Origin of the sequence: Massilia oculi (genome assembly GCF_017582745.1) — a bacterium.
In the GTDB taxonomy this organism is placed as follows: domain Bacteria; phylum Pseudomonadota; class Gammaproteobacteria; order Burkholderiales; family Burkholderiaceae_D; genus Telluria; species Telluria oculi_A.
Genome location: NZ_JAFVIM010000016.1, coordinates 118394 through 133129, shown reverse-complemented (window position 1 = coordinate 133129; position 14736 = coordinate 118394). Strand labels below are relative to the sequence as shown.

General features: G+C 67.2%; 11 protein-coding genes. 1 reads left to right on the top strand and 10 read right to left on the bottom strand.

The annotated features are described in order from the left end of the window. Positions 1-108 precede the first annotated feature (108 nt). From J3U95_RS18320 to J3U95_RS18290, 7 genes are read right to left on the bottom strand one after another with little or no spacing between them, the layout of a single operon-like run. A complete protein-coding gene (locus tag J3U95_RS18320) occupies positions 109-1311 on the bottom strand; it encodes a dipeptidase (RefSeq protein WP_208280098.1) in 1203 nt (400 codons plus the stop codon). Then, positions 1308-2891 carry a serine hydrolase gene (locus tag J3U95_RS18315; RefSeq protein ID WP_208280097.1) on the bottom strand — a complete coding sequence of 528 codons (1584 nt, stop codon included), beginning with the start codon at positions 2889-2891 and terminating at the stop codon, positions 1308-1310. Before J3U95_RS18315 ends, J3U95_RS18320 begins: the two co-directional genes overlap by 4 nt. Beyond that, positions 2888-3919 (bottom strand): N-acetyltransferase DgcN family protein, encoded by a 1032-nt coding sequence (locus tag J3U95_RS18310; protein ID WP_208280096.1) that lies wholly within the window; start codon positions 3917-3919, stop codon positions 2888-2890. The genes J3U95_RS18315 and J3U95_RS18310 overlap by 4 nt, the downstream gene beginning before the upstream one ends. Beyond that, complete coding sequence (locus tag J3U95_RS18305; RefSeq protein ID WP_208280095.1) at positions 3919-6171, bottom strand: TonB-dependent receptor; 2253 nt, start codon at positions 6169-6171, stop codon at positions 3919-3921. The genes J3U95_RS18310 and J3U95_RS18305 overlap by 1 nt, the downstream gene beginning before the upstream one ends. 38 nt (positions 6172-6209) lie before the next feature. Beyond that, complete coding sequence (locus J3U95_RS18300; protein ID WP_208280094.1) at positions 6210-7505, bottom strand: peptide MFS transporter; 1296 nt, start codon at positions 7503-7505, stop codon at positions 6210-6212. Between the two features lie 8 nt (positions 7506-7513). After that, positions 7514-8536, bottom strand: a complete 1023-nt coding sequence (locus tag J3U95_RS18295) for a dipeptide epimerase (RefSeq protein WP_208280093.1) — start codon at positions 8534-8536, stop codon at positions 7514-7516. Next, positions 8536-10581: a serine hydrolase domain-containing protein gene (locus J3U95_RS18290; protein ID WP_208280092.1), complete on the bottom strand. Its 2046-nt coding sequence runs from the start codon at positions 10579-10581 to the stop codon at positions 8536-8538. Before J3U95_RS18290 ends, J3U95_RS18295 begins: the two co-directional genes overlap by 1 nt. Positions 10582-10725: 144 nt before the next feature. On the opposite strand from J3U95_RS18290, the gene J3U95_RS18285 reads away from it, so the two are divergent. Beyond that, positions 10726-11412, top strand: coding sequence for a helix-turn-helix domain-containing protein (locus tag J3U95_RS18285; RefSeq protein ID WP_208280091.1), 687 nt, complete (start codon positions 10726-10728; stop codon positions 11410-11412). A 36-nt stretch (positions 11413-11448) separates the two neighbouring features. Here the strand turns inward: J3U95_RS18285 and J3U95_RS18280 are convergent, their stop codons facing one another. The 3 genes from J3U95_RS18280 to J3U95_RS18270 are packed head-to-tail and all read right to left on the bottom strand — an operon-like array spanning position 11449 to position 14629. Next, positions 11449-12672, bottom strand: a complete 1224-nt coding sequence (locus tag J3U95_RS18280; RefSeq protein WP_229519925.1) for an ABC transporter permease — start codon at positions 12670-12672, stop codon at positions 11449-11451. Continuing rightward, positions 12669-13406, bottom strand: coding sequence for an ABC transporter ATP-binding protein (locus J3U95_RS18275; protein WP_229519924.1), 738 nt, complete (start codon positions 13404-13406; stop codon positions 12669-12671). Before J3U95_RS18275 ends, J3U95_RS18280 begins: the two co-directional genes overlap by 4 nt. After that, positions 13403-14629 carry an efflux RND transporter periplasmic adaptor subunit gene (locus J3U95_RS18270; RefSeq protein ID WP_208280090.1) on the bottom strand — a complete coding sequence of 409 codons (1227 nt, stop codon included), beginning with the start codon at positions 14627-14629 and terminating at the stop codon, positions 13403-13405. Before J3U95_RS18270 ends, J3U95_RS18275 begins: the two co-directional genes overlap by 4 nt. Positions 14630-14736: the final 107 nt, after the last annotated feature.

The following is a 14736-nucleotide window of genomic DNA, read 5'->3' as shown; positions in this document are numbered from 1 at the left end:
TCACTTACATATTAGAGTTATTTTATAATCAATATAATTTCGGTATAGATTTATATCGCCATCATATATATGGCTCAAATCAATTTTTAACAAATTTTCGACAATTGCTTACAGCGAAGCGCCTTTTTCCGCCGCCTCCAGTACCCGCAGAAGGTTGCCGCTCCAAAGCTTCGCCAGGTCAGCGTCCGACATCCCGTCGGCCTTCAGGCGCTCGGTAATGCGCGGCAGGTGCGCCACGTTGTCCAGTCCTGCCAGGCCGCCGCCGCCGTCGAAATCGGCGCCCATGCACACGTGGTCGATGCCGGCCACCGCGATCAGGTGCTTGAGCGAGGCGATGTACTGTTCGAAGCTGGTCTGCCACAACGGTTCCACTGCATCGAGCGCCAGCCACTCGCGGCTCAACGCGGCCTGGTCAAGCGGCGCCAGCGTGCCGATGTGTTCGAGCCGGTCGAACAGCGCCGCGCGTTGCGGGCCCATTTTCAGTTCGCTCAAGTAGATGGTGGAGGCGCAGATCGCGCCGCCGCCGGCCGCGATTCTCCGGATGCGGGCGTCGTCGATATTGCGCGGGTGGTCGTAGCTGGTGCGCGAGTTCGAGTGCGACAGCAGCAGCGGAGTAGCGGACAGGGCCAGCATCTGGTCGACCGTGGCGTCCGAGGCATGGCTGGCGTCGATCACCATGCCCAGCCGGTTCATTTCTCGCACCCAGTCGAGCCCCAGCGGCGACAGGCCGTTCCAGGTGGGCTTGTCGGTCGACGAATCGGCGAACTGGTTGTTCTTGCCGTGGACGATGCCGACCAGGCGCACGCCCTGGCGCTGGAAGTCCGCCAACGCCGCCATCGCCGCCGCGCCGTCGCCCAGCGGATAGCTGTTCTCGATGCTCTTGAACGCCACCAGCTTGCCGGCGGCGTCGAGGCGACGTGCCTCGGCAGCCGTCGTGGCGACGCCGATGCGGTCGGCGTGGCGCGCCAGCGTCGTGTCGATCAGTTGCGAACGCACCAGCGCATGCTCGCGCGCCGCCGCATAGCCCTCGGGCGTCAACGGCCCCTGGTCGGTGAAGATGGCGAAGAAGCCGCCATCGAGGCTGCCTTCGACCATGCGCCCCAGGTCGACCTGGGCCACTTCGACGGCGGGATCGTGGCGCTCGCCGAAGTCCCAGCCTGCGCGGCCGAAGTGCACCGGCGTGTCGAGGTGGGCGTCGAGCGTGAGCAGGCGACGGTGCGCTTCATCCACCGGTGCGCCGCCGGGAGCGGCGCAGCCGGCGAGCGCGAACAGGGAGACGAGGGCGAGGCTGGCAGTCGTGGTCTTTTTCATTCGGTCGTCTTGATCGGGGTGAAGTTCAGGTCTGCGTAATCCCAGCTGAAATCGGCGATCGGCGACACCGGCGCGAGCTTGATGCCCTGCACCTTGCCGTCCTTGTCGAAGGCGAAGCTGAGGTAGGCCGGTTCCAGCGCATGATCGTCGAAGCGCGTGATCCAGGTATCGTACTGCCAGTGCTCGAGCCGGCCCGCCATGCGCTGGGTCGAGGTGAAGTCGACCCGCAGGCCATTCTTCTCTTGCGTAATCGCGAGCTTGCCGTACCAGGGATCGGCATAGGCGCCCACCAGGCTCGCGGGAGGCAGCGACGGCGTCGATTTCACCGGCCTGGCTTGCTTGGTTTTCAGGAGCTCGAGCCCCTGCTTGACCTTTTTCGCCTTGTAGGCCTGGAAGGTCGCCGGCCAGTCGGCCTGTGGTTTACCCAGGTAGTGGTCGGCCAGCTCGTACATCAGGCCGCGCACCAGTTCTCCATCTTCGCTGTTGATGGCGATGGCGAAGCCCACGTTCTGCTCGGGCAGCAGCACCACGGCGGTGCCGAAGCCGAACACCGCGCCGCCGTGCCAGATCATGCGCGCGCCGCGGTAGTCCATCAGGTCCCAGCCCAGGCCATAACTCGACAGCTTCGATTCGATCAGCTTCAGCTCGGGCGGCATGGGGCCGGTGGGCATCGGCATCGATGGCGTCCACATCTGCGCGTGGGTCGCGGCGTTGAAGACGCGCTTGCCGTCCTGCGCCACGCCGGCGCCGAGCAGCGTGTGCAGCCAGTGCGCCAGGTCGTTGGCGCTGCTGGCGATGCCGCCGGCTGGGGCCGCGTTGCGTCCCAGGTCGTCGCGCTCGTCGAGCCGCACCTGGTCGCCGGCGCCGCGCAGGCCGCCGCTTTTCATCCCACCTATCCGGGCATGCGGATAGGCGCGATTCGCGGTCGCGAAATTGTCTTCGTTGTGGGTGGTCGACACCGTCATGCCGGCCGGACGCAGGACGTGCTCGCGGGTGTACTCTTCCCAGGTCTTGCCGCTGACCTGCTCGATCAGCTGGCCGGCCACCACGTACATCAGGTTCGAATAGGCATAGGTGCTGCGAAAGCTGGTCGCCGGTTCCAGGAACCGCACGCGGTGCACGGTCTCGGCGCGCGACAGCTTGCTGCGCGGGACGAACAGCAGGTCGCCGGCGCCGTAGCCAAGGCCGCTGCGGTGGGTCAGCAGGTCGCGGATCGTGATTTCGCGCGTCACCCACGGGTCATGCATCTGGAAGCCCGGCAGGTGTTCGATTACCTTGTCGTCCCACTTGATTTTGCCGGCATCGACCAGCGTGGCCAGCGCCGCCACCGTGATCGCCTTGCCGGTGGAGCCGGTCGGGAACAGGGTGTCGCCGTCGACCGCCGCCGGCGCACCGAGCTGGCGCACGCCGAAGCCGCGCGCCAGGGTGGTCTTGCCGTCTTCGACGATGGCGATCGCCAGGCCCGGCACGCCAATGCGCTGGCGCAGCAGCTCGACCCGGGTTTCGAAGTCGGCCGGCGGGGCCGCCAGCGCGTGCGCGCAGGCGAGTGTGAACAGCAGTGCAGAGCAAACGTGCTTCATGAAGTCTCCTGGCAGGCGTCGAGCAGGCGTTCGAAGGCGGGGCCGCCGCGCATCGGATCGGCGACAGGATACGGCAAGCGCGCGGCATACGCAGCAATTTCGGCCTCGGCCGCCGATGCATCCATGCCGCCGGTGTTCAGGGCCACCCCGACGCAGCGGATCGCGGGATTGGTCACCCGGCCCAGCGCGACGGTCTGCTCGATCACGGTCTCGATCGACGGCAGCGGCGACGCAGGATAGCCGAGCAGGTGGTCGCGCCGCGGATCGTGGCAGACCACGAACATATCGGGCTGGCTGCCGTGCAGCAGTCCCAGCGAGACGCCGGCGAAGGCCGGATGGAACAGCGAGCCCTGGCCCTCGATCACGTCGACGTGGCCGGGCGCCGCGGCGGGGCTGAGGATCTCGGCGGCGCCGGCCACGAAGTCCGAGACCACGGCGTCGATCGGCATGCCGCTGCCGGCGATCATGATGCCGGTCTGGCCGGTGGCGCGGAAGCTCACGTCGGCGCCGCGCGCGGCCAGGCCGCGGCTGAGCGCCAGCGCCGTGTACTTCTTGCCCAGCGCGCAGTCGGTGCCCACCGTCAGGATGCGGCGTCCGCTGCGCGGCAGGCCGGTCGCGATCGGGATGTCGGCCGGCGGTGTGCGCACGTCGACCAGGCGCCGGCCGCTGCGCGCGGCGGCTTCGCGCAGGGCGGGCAGGGCGTCGAGCCGTACGTGCATGCCCGAGACGACGTCCAGGCCGGCGTCCAGCGCCGCGGCGAGGGCCGGCACCCAGGCGTCGGGGATGCCGCCGCCCGGCGCCGCCACGCCGATCACCAGCGCGCTCGCGCCTTGCGCCGCCGCTTCTTGACAGCTCAGGTGCGGGAGGCCGGCCGAGACGGTGGCTTGCGGCAGGCGCAGCTCGCCGACGCAGCGCTCGCGGGCCCAGTCGCGCAGGCCGAAGGCGGTCTTGGCGAAGCCCGGTTCGGTGACGTCGCCGAGGAACAGCAGGCAGCGGCCGACGGCGCGGTTATCCAGTGTTGAAGGCATCAATACTCCCGGGTCAGGGTGAAGCCGACGGTGCGCGGCGCGATCACGCCGGTGCCCATCGCGCCGTTCGGATAGGCGAACATACCGTTCGGCATGAGCTCGGCCGTCGACAGCTTGCCGTCGCTATTGCCCAGGTTCTTGCCGAACACCTCGACGGTCCAGTTGCCGAGTTCGAGGCCGGCATAGGCGTCGACCACGTTATAGGACGGGATTTCGCGCTGGCGGCCGTTGGCCAGGCGGTAGTCGGGATCGAAGCTGGCGTGTTGTCCCGCCATGCGCCGCACCGAGGCGCCGGCAAAGGCCGGCGTGGTGTCGCCGATGGTCCAGCGGTAGTCGGCCAATAGCGACGCCGTGTATTTCGGCGAGAACGGCAGGCGGTCGCCCTTGTAGCCGCCGACGAGCAATGGGTCGGTGTCGTCGTCCAGGCGCGCCTTGTTCCAGGCGCCGTTGGCCGACAGGCGCAGGCCCTGCAGCGGACGCCAGCCGGCGGTGATCTCGACCCCGTCGGCGGTCGCACCGGCGCCATTGGCGTTGATGCCGAAGCCGTTCACGTTCGCCAGCAGCTGGATGTCCTTCCACTTGATGCGGAAGGCCGACAGGTCGAGCGACCAGCGGCCGTCGTCGCTCTGCGTCTTAAGGCCTGCTTCGTAGCTCATCACGCTGTCGGATTCGTAGCTGGTCGGCGTGCCGGGCGGGGCGGCCGGCGGCAGCACGTTCGGGCCGCCGGGACGGAAGCCCTTGGCCGCGCGCGCATACACGGCGGTGCGTTCGCTGAACTTGCGCTTGAGCGAGACGGCATAGGTGAACACGTCTTCCGACGATTCGCCGCGGTTGTCGGCCGGTCCGCCAGCGAGGGCCCCGTCGCCGGACTGGTGCGCGTCCTGCTTGTTATGGCTGTAGCGGCCGCCGATGTCGAGGTCGTACACCGGGTTCAGGTGGATGGTGGTGTTGGCGAAGGCGGCGACCTCGCGGTAGTTCGAGCCCAGGCCGACGTCGGCCAGCAGCGGCAGGCCGGTGGCCGGCGTCATCGTGCCCGGCACCAGCGCGTGATAGCGCTGGGCCAGGTCGGCTTCCTCGTCGGTGTAGTACAGGCCGGCCAGCCAGTCGACGCGTCCGCCGCCGTTGGAGGAGAGGCGCAGCTCTTGCGTGAACTTCTTGACCTCGAGTTCCATGCCCATGTACAGCTCATTGGGCACGCCCAGGTTGTCTTCGACAAACTGGCTCAGATTGGTCGTCAGATCTTCGCGTGCGTATTGTTTCTGGGTGCTGTAGCTGGTCGACGAGGTCAGGCTGGCGCTGCCCAGGTTCCAGTTGGCGGTGCCGTTGAAGACGCGGTAGTGGATGTCGCGCATCTGCGGCACGAACTGCGACTGGGTCGGACGGCCATACAAGGTCTCGAGCGAGTCCGGATCGCTCTCCACGATGCTGGGCGCATCGGTGGCGATATTCTGGGCGACCGCCGTCAGGCGCAGGTCGAAGTCCTTGTGCGGCTTGTACAGCAGCGAAGCACGGCCGCCATAGTTTTCGGCCTTGTTGATGTCCCTGGCCACGTCCGAGCCTGCGGTGCCGATCGAATCGATGAAGCCGGGCTCCTTCTGGTACGAGACCGAGGCGCGCGCGGCGAGCGTCTCGCTGATCGGGGTATTCACCACCAGGTTCGTCCGGTACGAGACGCCGCCGCCGTCGACGGACGCGGCGCCGATGCGGGCGCGCATGGCGAAGCCGTCGAAGTCCGGCGCATTGGTCACGAATTTCACCAGGCCGCCGAGCGAGCTGGCGCCATACAGCGCGCCCTGAGGGCCGCGCAGCACCTCGACCCGCGCCAGGTCGAAGGTGTCGAAGTCGCCGGCCAGGATCGCGCCGTTGGCCAGGCCGCTGCTCGAGCCGAACGGGGTCTCATCGAGGTAGACGGCGACGGTGGAGGCCACGCCGCCGGTGTCGAGGCCGCGCAGCACCAGGCGGCCTTCGCCCGGGGTGCTCTGCACCAGCTGCAGGCTGGGTACCAGTTTCAGGTAGTCGGCAAAGCCGGTGGCCTGGTGTTTTTCCAGCGCGTCGCCGCCGACCACCGACATCGATTGCGGCACGTCGACCATCGTCTGCGCGCGCTTCTGGGCGGTCACGACCACCTGCTGGACGTCTTCGCGCTGTTGCTGTTGTTGCTCCTGTCCGGCGGCCCAGGCGCTGGACACCGCGAGCGCCATGGAGGTCAGGACGATGCTGCCTGCTGCTTTTCTTGGCGTGGGAAATGCCATGTGTATCTCTCCTGTTTTTCGTTATCGTTTCAGGTACATCAAGCGCCGGCGGCGATGCCGCCGGCATGCAGCCGGTCCGCGTGCTGCATCGGACCGTTGAGACGCCACAGCAGGCCGGCGGAGAGCGCCGCCAATGCCGCCAGCAGGGCGAAGAAGGCGCCGGGTTCGAAGCGGCTCCACAGGCCGCCCACCAGGCCGGCCGACAGGCTGCCGGCGAAGGTGACCAGGAACCAGGCGGCGACCGTGGTGCTGCCCAGGTGGCGCGGCGCCAGCCGGGCGAACAGCCCCAGGCCGGTGGGCAGGATGAACAGCTCGCCGATCGTCAGCACCAGGAAGAACAGCACCAGCCAGATCCAGCCTGTCGCCGAACCTTCCGCGCCGCCCGCGTTCCAGCCGGCCAGCGCCAGCAGCAGGTAGGCGCCGGCCACGATCAGCGCGCCGCAGGCCATGCGCCGCAGCGGCGCCTGGTCGACGCCGGCCTGGGCGCGACGGTGCCAGTACGCCAGCAGCGGCGGCGTGAGCAGCATCACGAACAGCGGATTGAGCGACTGGAACCAGGTCATCGGGATGACGAAGTCGCCGATGGCGCGATCGACGCCGCTGTCGGCCCACAGCGCGACCGTGTTGCCGACCTGCTCGTAGGCGGCGCGGAACACCGTCACCGCGAAGCCGATGCCCAGCAGGACCAGCACCGTCTCGCGTCCCAGTGAACGCGGTGCGCCGTCGTGCACGGGCAGCTGCGCCGATCCGGTGTCGGGCGGCAGGTAGCGCTGTCCGGCGACATAGATGACGAGGCCCAGCACCATGCCGATGCCGGCCAGGCCGAAGCCGTAATGCCAGCCATACAGTTCGCCCACCGTGCCGCAGATCAGCGGCGCCAGGAAGCCGCCGATATTGATGCCGACGTAATAGACGTTGAACGCCCAGCCGCGCCGCGCATCGTTGCGCGCATACAGGTCGCCGACCTGGCTCGGCAGCGACGGCAGGAACAGGCCGTTGCCGAGGGCGATGGTGGCCAGCGCCAGGTAGAAAAAGGCGTCGAAGGCCATCATGAAGTGACCGGCCGCCATGATCGAGGCGCCGATGATGATGGCGCGCCGCTTGCCGAGCCAGCGGTCGGCCAGCACCCCGCCCAGGATCGGCGTGAAGTAGGCGGCCGCCGTATAGGCGCCGTAGATGAACGAGGCCTGGGTCTGCGCCAGCAGCAGCTCCTTGGTCATGAAGTAGACCAGCAGCGCGCGCATGCCGTAGTACGAGAACTGTTCCCACATATTGGTCAGGAACAGGATCGTCAGCCCGCGTGGATGGCCGAACCAGGTGGCGTCGGTGCTCATGCTGGCGCTCATCGCGATGTGAAGGCGGGCAGGGCGGCGCGGCCACCCCAGACTTCGGGGCCGGACCAGACATTGCCGTCGACGTACTCGACGCCGGGACGGCGGTCGTTGGCCAGGAAGATCGGCCCGTCCAGGTCGACGATGTCGCATTCCTGGCCCAGCACGAAGCTGGGCGCCATGGACAGGCTCGAGCCGCCCATATTGCCGACCATGACATCGAGGCCCAGGCGCCGCGCTTCCTGCGCCATGAGCAGGCCTTCGGTCAGTCCGCCGCACTTGTCGAGCTTGATGTTGACCACGTCGTAGCGGCCGACGGCGGACGCGACATCGCGCAGCGACAGGATGCTCTCGTCGCCCGCGAGCGGGATCGGCGAGCGCAATCCTTCCAGCTCGGCCTCGCGCCCGCGCGCCAGCGGTTGTTCGAGCAGGCGCACGTCCTGGGCCAGCAGGCCGGCGATCAGGACGTCGAGCTGGCCGGCGACGAAGCCCTGGTTGCCATCCACCCCGAGCCAGGCGTCGGGCCGCGCGGCGCGCACCGCCGCCACGCGCTCGAGGTCCAGATCGAGCTCGCCGGTCAGCTTGATCTTGATGGCGTGGGCCTGGGCGTAGTCCAGGGCCGTCGTCGCCATCGCTTTCGGCGCGTCGGCGCCGAGCGTGAAGGTGGTGCGCAAGGGCCTTGGTGGCTCCTTGCCGGCCAGCTGCCAGACCGGCACGCCGGCGCGCGCCGCTTCCAGTTCCCACAGCGCGCAATCGACCGCATTGCGCGCGCCGCCCGGCGGCAGGATGGCGCGCAGTTCCTCGCGCGTGGGACCGGCGGCGATGGCGGCGCTGGCGCCATCGAGCACCGACAGCATATGGGCCGCATGGTCGCCCAGGTAGTAGACGCCACAGGCTTCTCCGCGGCCCTGGTGGCGGCCGTCGCCCAGGGTGACGACGACCACTTCGAAGGCTTCGAACACATGGCCCGAAATGCGGAACGGTCTGGCGAGGCGCAGTTTTTCGGTCGCGACCGAGATCGTCAGGCCGGCCATCAGTAGTTCACCGTCATGGAAAGGAGGCCGCCGCGCAGCGCCAGATAGGCCAGCAGCAGCGCGGACAGCAGGTACAGGACGCTCCAGAACTTGCGCAGGCGTCCCGCTTCCTTGAAGGCCAGTTGCAGGTTGCGCGCGCCGGAGACCAGCGCCGCCACGAAGGCGAGCAGGCCGCCGATCTGCAGGAGCCACAGCCATGGGTCGAGCGGGGAGGTCGCATTTTCGAGGGTCGACTCCAAGGCCGTCACGACGCCGCCCCAGCCGGCCAGCACCGCCAGGATGGCCAGCGCGGAAAGACGCGTGGCCAGCGCCGCCTGGCGCGTCGGCTTGTCCAGCGTGTGCTGCAGCTTGTAGCGGCGGCGCACGATCCAGCCGCCCGGCATGGCCAGCACGGCGAACAGCAGCACCGCGGCGGCGATGCAGGCGGCCGGGATCAGCCAGGCGCCGTTCTTGCCGGCCGGGACGCGGTCGAACACCATGAAGGGCGACATGAAGTCCATGCTCCAGCGCACCACTTGACCGTTTTCGAGCTGGGCCGCGAGGCGGTCTTCGCCGTTCTTGTCGCGCCACACGAAGGGCGCGATCTCGACCCATTCGCGCGGACGGCCGTTCGGTCCGAGCAGGGCCGGCACCACCAGGTTGCCCTTGTCGTCGAGCGTGACCTTCACCTGTCCCAGCAGGTTGAACACGGCGAAGAAGTTCGATTCGGAGCGGCGGGTGCTTTCCCAGGAGCCGACCATCATCTCGGCATGGCGCTTGGCCTCGGCCTCGGGTACGCGGCCATCAGGCGGGAGGGTGGTGGGGAAGTAGCGGTCCGAGAAATCCTGGAACAGGGCGCTGCGCAGCGTATTGGACGCTCCGGCGCGGCCGCCGCTGTTGACCGAGAGGTACAGGCCCACGCCGTCGTCCATGTACAGGTGAAGCGAGCTGTGGAAGCCCTCGGTGTCGCCCAGGTGGGCGATCACGTCGCGGCCGTTGACGTTGGTCTCGAAAAAGCCCAGTTCCATGCGGTTGAGCGGCGGCAGCAGCGTGGACTTGCCGATCCTGTCGAGGGGGCTGTCGTGCATCGTCTTCGCGGTGGCGGCGGACAGGATGCGCTGGCCGTTGAACTCGCCGCCCTGCAGGTGCGCGATCATGAAGTTGGCCATGTCCTGGCCGCTGGCCGAGAGCGATCCGGCCGGCGCCGAATTGACGATCTCGAAGCCGAGGGACGGCTTGCCGGGCTTGCTGTAGCCTTTGGCCATCAGCGGTTCCAATGCGGCCGGCAGCGGCTGGCGGAAGGTGGCGGTGCGCATGTTCAGCGGCGCGAAGATCTGCTTCTCGACGTAGTCGTCGAACGGCATGCCGGACACCCGCTCGACCACGTAGCCGGCCAGCGAGGTGGCGTAGTTGGAATACGCTGGCGTGGTGCCGGCGTCGAAGATGCGCTCGGGGATGCGCGACTTGAGCAGCTCGCCCAGCGGTTTGGCCTTGTCCTTGTCGTAGACGATCAGGTATTTCACCGACTCTTCGAAGCCGGCCGTGTGGGTCATGATTTCGCGCATCGTCACCGGCTTGCCGGCGCGCTGCGGGATCTTGAAGTCGAGGTAGGTGTTGACGTCGGCGTCGAGGTCGACCTTGCCCTGCTCGACCATCTGCATGACGGCGGTCCAGGTCACCAGCTTCGACACCGAACCGGGACGGAACAGCGTGCGTTCGCCATCGACCGGCGTGCGCTTGTCGACGTCGGCATAGCCGAAGCCGCGCGCGCTCAGGACTTGGCCGTCCTTGACCACGACCACCACCGCGCCCGGGATGTCGCTGGTGTTGAGGGCGAACGGCATGTAGCCGTCGAGCCAGGTGTCGAGGTCGGTCTTGTCGAGGGTGCGGCCGCCGGCGGCAGCGGGGGACTGGACGGCCGTTTGCGTCGTATCGGAAGGGGTCTTGGCGACCGGGCCCGGCGCGATCGGCGCCGGCGGCAAGGTTGGCGTTTGCGTGGCCTGCTGGGCGAGCGCGCCGGCGTTCCAGCACAGCATTCCCAGCAGCAGAATCTTCAGAAATCTCATCGAGTCTCCCTTCTCCCTGTTCGTTCGGTTGATTGCGGTCCACCGGGCCAGCCTATAAAATAAAGCTTGATCCGAGTTATTTTTCTCTGATTAGAGAAATATCTTCCTAATCAGAGACTATGTCAACATATAAAAAATTCTTCTATGGCATCTGAATCCCCAACACTCGGCGCGTTGATTCGCAGCCTGCGCAGCCGCCAGGGCTGGACGCTGAAGGAAATGAGCGTGAAAAGCGGCATCCCGGTGTCCACCTTGTCGAAGGTGGAGCATGGCCAGCTGACGCTGACCTACGACAAGCTGTACCAGCTGAGTCAGAAGCTGGGCATGCGCATGTCGGAGCTGTTCGCCGAAGAACCCGAGGCCGAGCCGCCGGTCACGGCGCGCCGCAGCCTGGGCGACCTGCAATCGGCGGTGCGGGTCGAGACGCCCAACTACGACTATCACTACCTGTGCGCCGAGCTAAGGCGCAAGCGCATGATCCCGGTGATCGCGCGCATCCGCGCCAAGTCGGTCAAGGAGTTCGGGCAGCTGGTGCATCACTCGGGAGAAGAGTTCACCTACGTGCTCAAGGGCGCGGTGGTGCTGCACAGCGAGTTCTACGATCCGGTGGTGCTCAGGGAGGGGCAGTCGATTTATTTCGACTCGAGCATGGGGCATGCCTACCTGACGCCCGAAGGCTGCGACGAGGCCGAGGTGCTGACCGTGATGTCGAGTGCGGACGAGGAGCAGATGCAGTCGATGATGTCGACGCATACGCACGCGCATGCGGGGGAGGGCGATGGCGTGGAGGCTGCGTCGGCAAAACCGCGCAAGCGCAGCATCAAGAAATAGCCGTCATCCGGTAGGTGGATGGGAAACCCATCCACCCTACTCGTAACGCAAGCAGTCGACTGGTAACAACCGCGACGCCCTGCGCGCCGGATAGAAACCAAAGAACATCCCGACCGCCGTCGCGAAGCCGCATGCCACCAGCACCCCCGACAAGGTCAGGTAGACCTCGAAATCCGCAAATTTCGTGATCAGCGCCGCGCCGCCCGCCGCGATCGCGATCCCGACCAGGCCACCGGCCAGGCAGATCACCACCGCCTCGGCCAGGAACTGCAGCAGCACGGCGTTCGGGCGCGCGCCGATCGCCATCCGGATGCCGATCTCGCGCGTCCTTTCGGTCACCGACACCAGCATGATGTTCATGATCCCGATCCCGCCCACCAGCAGCGAGATCGCGCCGATCAGGCCGAGCAGCAGGGCGACGCCGGCGCTGATCTTGTTGGCCGTGTCGGCGATCGTGTTCAGGTTCTGGATGCGGAAATCGTCCGGATCGTCGACCCGGATCCGGTGCCGGTCGCGCAGCACTTCCTTGATGTCCTCGATGGCGTCGTTCATCGATCCGTCGGGCCGGCCCTGGGCGTTGATGTAGTGGACGTTCTGCGGGAACGGCGACTTGACCAGATGGGCGCTGGCCGCCGTGATCGGCACCACGATCTGCTCCGCCAGGTCGGTGCCGTCGGGCTGGCGGCCTTCGCCGGCCAGCACGCCGATCACCTGGAACGACACGTTCTCGATGCGCAGGTAGCGCCCGAGCGGGTCGGCGCGGTAGAAGAACTGGTCGGCCACCTTCTGGCCGATCACCGCCAGCCGCGCGCTGGCCCGCACGTCGGCCTCGCCGAACAGCGTGCCCTGGTCGACCTTCCAGTTGCGGATCGTGAACATGTCCGGGGTCACGCCCATCACGGTGCTGCTCAGGTTTTCGTTGCCGGCGCTGACCTTGAAGTTGCCCTGCAGGGCAGGCGCGGCGCCGGTCAGGCTGGGCAGCGCATTGAGCGCCTCGGCGTCGCCCTGGGTCAGCACCGCTACCTTGCCTTCGCGGGCGCGCTGGGCCGCGGTGCGGTCGCCGCCGGGCATGATGTAGACCATATTCGTGCCCAGCATCTGCAGCTGCTTGCCGATGAAGCGCTGCATGCTGTCGCCGAGCGCCAGCAGCAGCACCACCGAGGCGATGCCGATCACGATGCCGAGCATCGTCAGCGCGGTGCGCAGGCGGTTGGCCGCCATCGAGCGCAGGGATTCGATCAAGACCTGGATCAGGTTCATGGCGCGACTCCCGCTGCGGCGGTCGCGAACTGGCGCAGCCCTTCGGCGGCTGGTCCGTCGTAGATCACCTGCCCGTCCTTCAGGCGCACCAGGCGCTTGCTGTAGGCGGCGACGTCGGCTTCGTGCGTCACCAGCACGATGGTGATGCCGCGCTCGCGGTTCAGTTGCTGGAAGCTGTGCATGATGTTGTCGCTGGTCTGGGTGTCGAGGTTCCCGGTCGGCTCGTCGGCCAGCAGCAGCGGCGGATCGGTGGCCAATGCGCGCGCGATGGCGACGCGCTGCTGCTGGCCGCCGGAGAGCTGGTTCGGCGTGCGCCCGGCGAGTTCGCCCAGGCCGACCCGTTCCAGTTCCGCCACGGCCCGCGCACGCGCCCTGGCGCGCCCCACGCCGCCGTAGATCAGGGGCAGGGCGACGTTCTCGGCCAGCGACATGCGCTTGATGAGATTGAAGCTCTGGAACACGAAGCCGATCTTGCGGTTGCGGATGTCGGCCAGCGCGGGCCGTGAAAGCTGGCGGGTGTCGACGCCGTCGAGCAGGTAAGTCCCGCCGGTGGCCTGGTCCAGGCAGCCGAGGATGTTCATCAGGGTCGACTTGCCGGAGCCGGACGCGCCCATGATGGACACGAAGTCGCCGCGCTCTACCGCCATGTCGACGCCGTGCAGCACCGGCGTCTCGACGCTGCCGCTGACGTAGGTCTTGGTGACGCCGCGGATGTCGATCAGCGGCCCGGTCATTGGTTCTCCGGCTGGGCCAGCGCGCGTGTCACCACGCGGTCGCCCGGTTTGAGGTCGCCCGACAGCACTTCGGTATAGCGGAAGTTGGACAGGCCGGCGCGGATGTCGACCGGCTGCGGCTGGTTCATCGCGTCAAGTTTATAAATCTTGAACATGCGCGCGGTCTCGCTGGCGCTGCGGAAGGCGACGTCGTCGACGGTCGCGGCTGGCGCCGGCTTGGCGGCGACCTGCCTGACGTCCTTGCCCGCACCCTTGTTCTTTTCTTCTTCGCGTTTTTTCTCGGCCGCCTGCTCTTCTTCGGACAGGCGGAAGCGCAGCGCCGTGGTCGGGATGCGCAGCACGTCGGGCCGGTTCGCCACCACCAGCCTTACTTGCGCCGTCATGCCGGGCTTGAGCAGTTCGTCGGTATTGTCGACGTCGAGCACGACGTTGTAGGTCACGACGTTCTGCACCACGTTCGGCGCCAGGCGGAACTGGCGCATGGTGGCGTTGAACTCACGGTCGGGATAGGCATCGACCACGAAGCGCGCCGGCAAGCCGTCCTTGAGCAGGCCGACGTCGGCTTCCGACACGCTGGTGTCGATCTGCATCTTGGTCAGGTCGTTGGCGATCTGGAACAGGTTCGGCGTGTTGAACGAGGCCGCCACGGTCTGGCCCAGGTCGATGGTGCGCTTGATCACCACGCCGTCGATCGGCGAGCGGATCACGCTGTTGTTGAGGTCCGCGCGCGCGCGGTCCAGCTGGGCCTGGGCCAGCTTGAGGTTGGCGGCGGCCACGTCCATCTCGCGCCGCGACTGGTCGAGCGCCAGGCTGGAGACGAAGTTCTGCGCCACCAGCTGCTCGTTGCGCTTGTAGGTGGCCCGGGCCAGCTGCAGGCTGGCGCGCGCCGAGGCGATGCTGGCCTCCGCTTGGCCCACCTGGGCATTGAAGATGGTGGGCTCCAGCTTGAGCAGCACCTGGCCCTTCTTTACGCGGTCGTTGAAGTCGGCGTGCAGCTCGGCCACGGTGCCCGAGACCTGCGAGCCGACGTTGATCAGTGCCACCGGGTTGATGGTGCCGGTGGCGGTCACGGTCTGGTTGATGGCGCCGCGATCGACCGCGGTGCTGCGGTATTTCGACGGCGGGACGGCGTTGTCCTTGGGCTTGAGCAGCACCGCGCCTGCCGCGACGGCGACGAGAACGATGGTGGCGATGACGATGCGTTTCTTGGTAAAGATTTTCATTGGTTCCAGGCAAACGAACGGCAAGTAGAGCATCGAGTGTGATGCCTTGGTAAAAGATTAGCAAATGCAGATTGCATGATCGTGGCGTGCATATGCCAGGAAGCGCC

What these genes read in the sequence shown, in the direction of transcription:
- J3U95_RS18295 (WP_208280093.1), bottom strand. Translation starts at nt 8,536, where the DNA reads ATGGCCGGCCTGACGATCTCGGTCGCGACCGAAAAACTGCGCCTCGCC.
- J3U95_RS18290 (WP_208280092.1), bottom strand. Translation starts at nt 10,581, where the DNA reads ATGAGATTTCTGAAGATTCTGCTGCTGGGAATGCTGTGCTGGAACGCC.
- J3U95_RS18275 (WP_229519924.1), bottom strand. Translation starts at nt 13,406, where the DNA reads ATGACCGGGCCGCTGATCGACATCCGCGGCGTCACCAAGACCTACGTC.
- J3U95_RS18310 (WP_208280096.1), bottom strand. Translation starts at nt 3,919, where the DNA reads ATGCCTTCAACACTGGATAACCGCGCCGTCGGCCGCTGCCTGCTGTTC.
- J3U95_RS18300 (WP_208280094.1), bottom strand. Translation starts at nt 7,505, where the DNA reads ATGAGCACCGACGCCACCTGGTTCGGCCATCCACGCGGGCTGACGATC.
- J3U95_RS18305 (WP_208280095.1), bottom strand. Translation starts at nt 6,171, where the DNA reads ATGGCATTTCCCACGCCAAGAAAAGCAGCAGGCAGCATCGTCCTGACC.
- J3U95_RS18270 (WP_208280090.1), bottom strand. Translation starts at nt 14,629, where the DNA reads ATGAAAATCTTTACCAAGAAACGCATCGTCATCGCCACCATCGTTCTC.
- J3U95_RS18315 (WP_208280097.1), bottom strand. Translation starts at nt 2,891, where the DNA reads ATGAAGCACGTTTGCTCTGCACTGCTGTTCACACTCGCCTGCGCGCAC.
- J3U95_RS18320 (WP_208280098.1), bottom strand. Translation starts at nt 1,311, where the DNA reads ATGAAAAAGACCACGACTGCCAGCCTCGCCCTCGTCTCCCTGTTCGCG.
- J3U95_RS18280 (WP_229519925.1), bottom strand. Translation starts at nt 12,672, where the DNA reads ATGAACCTGATCCAGGTCTTGATCGAATCCCTGCGCTCGATGGCGGCC.
- J3U95_RS18285 (WP_208280091.1), top strand. Translation starts at nt 10,726, where the DNA reads ATGGCATCTGAATCCCCAACACTCGGCGCGTTGATTCGCAGCCTGCGC.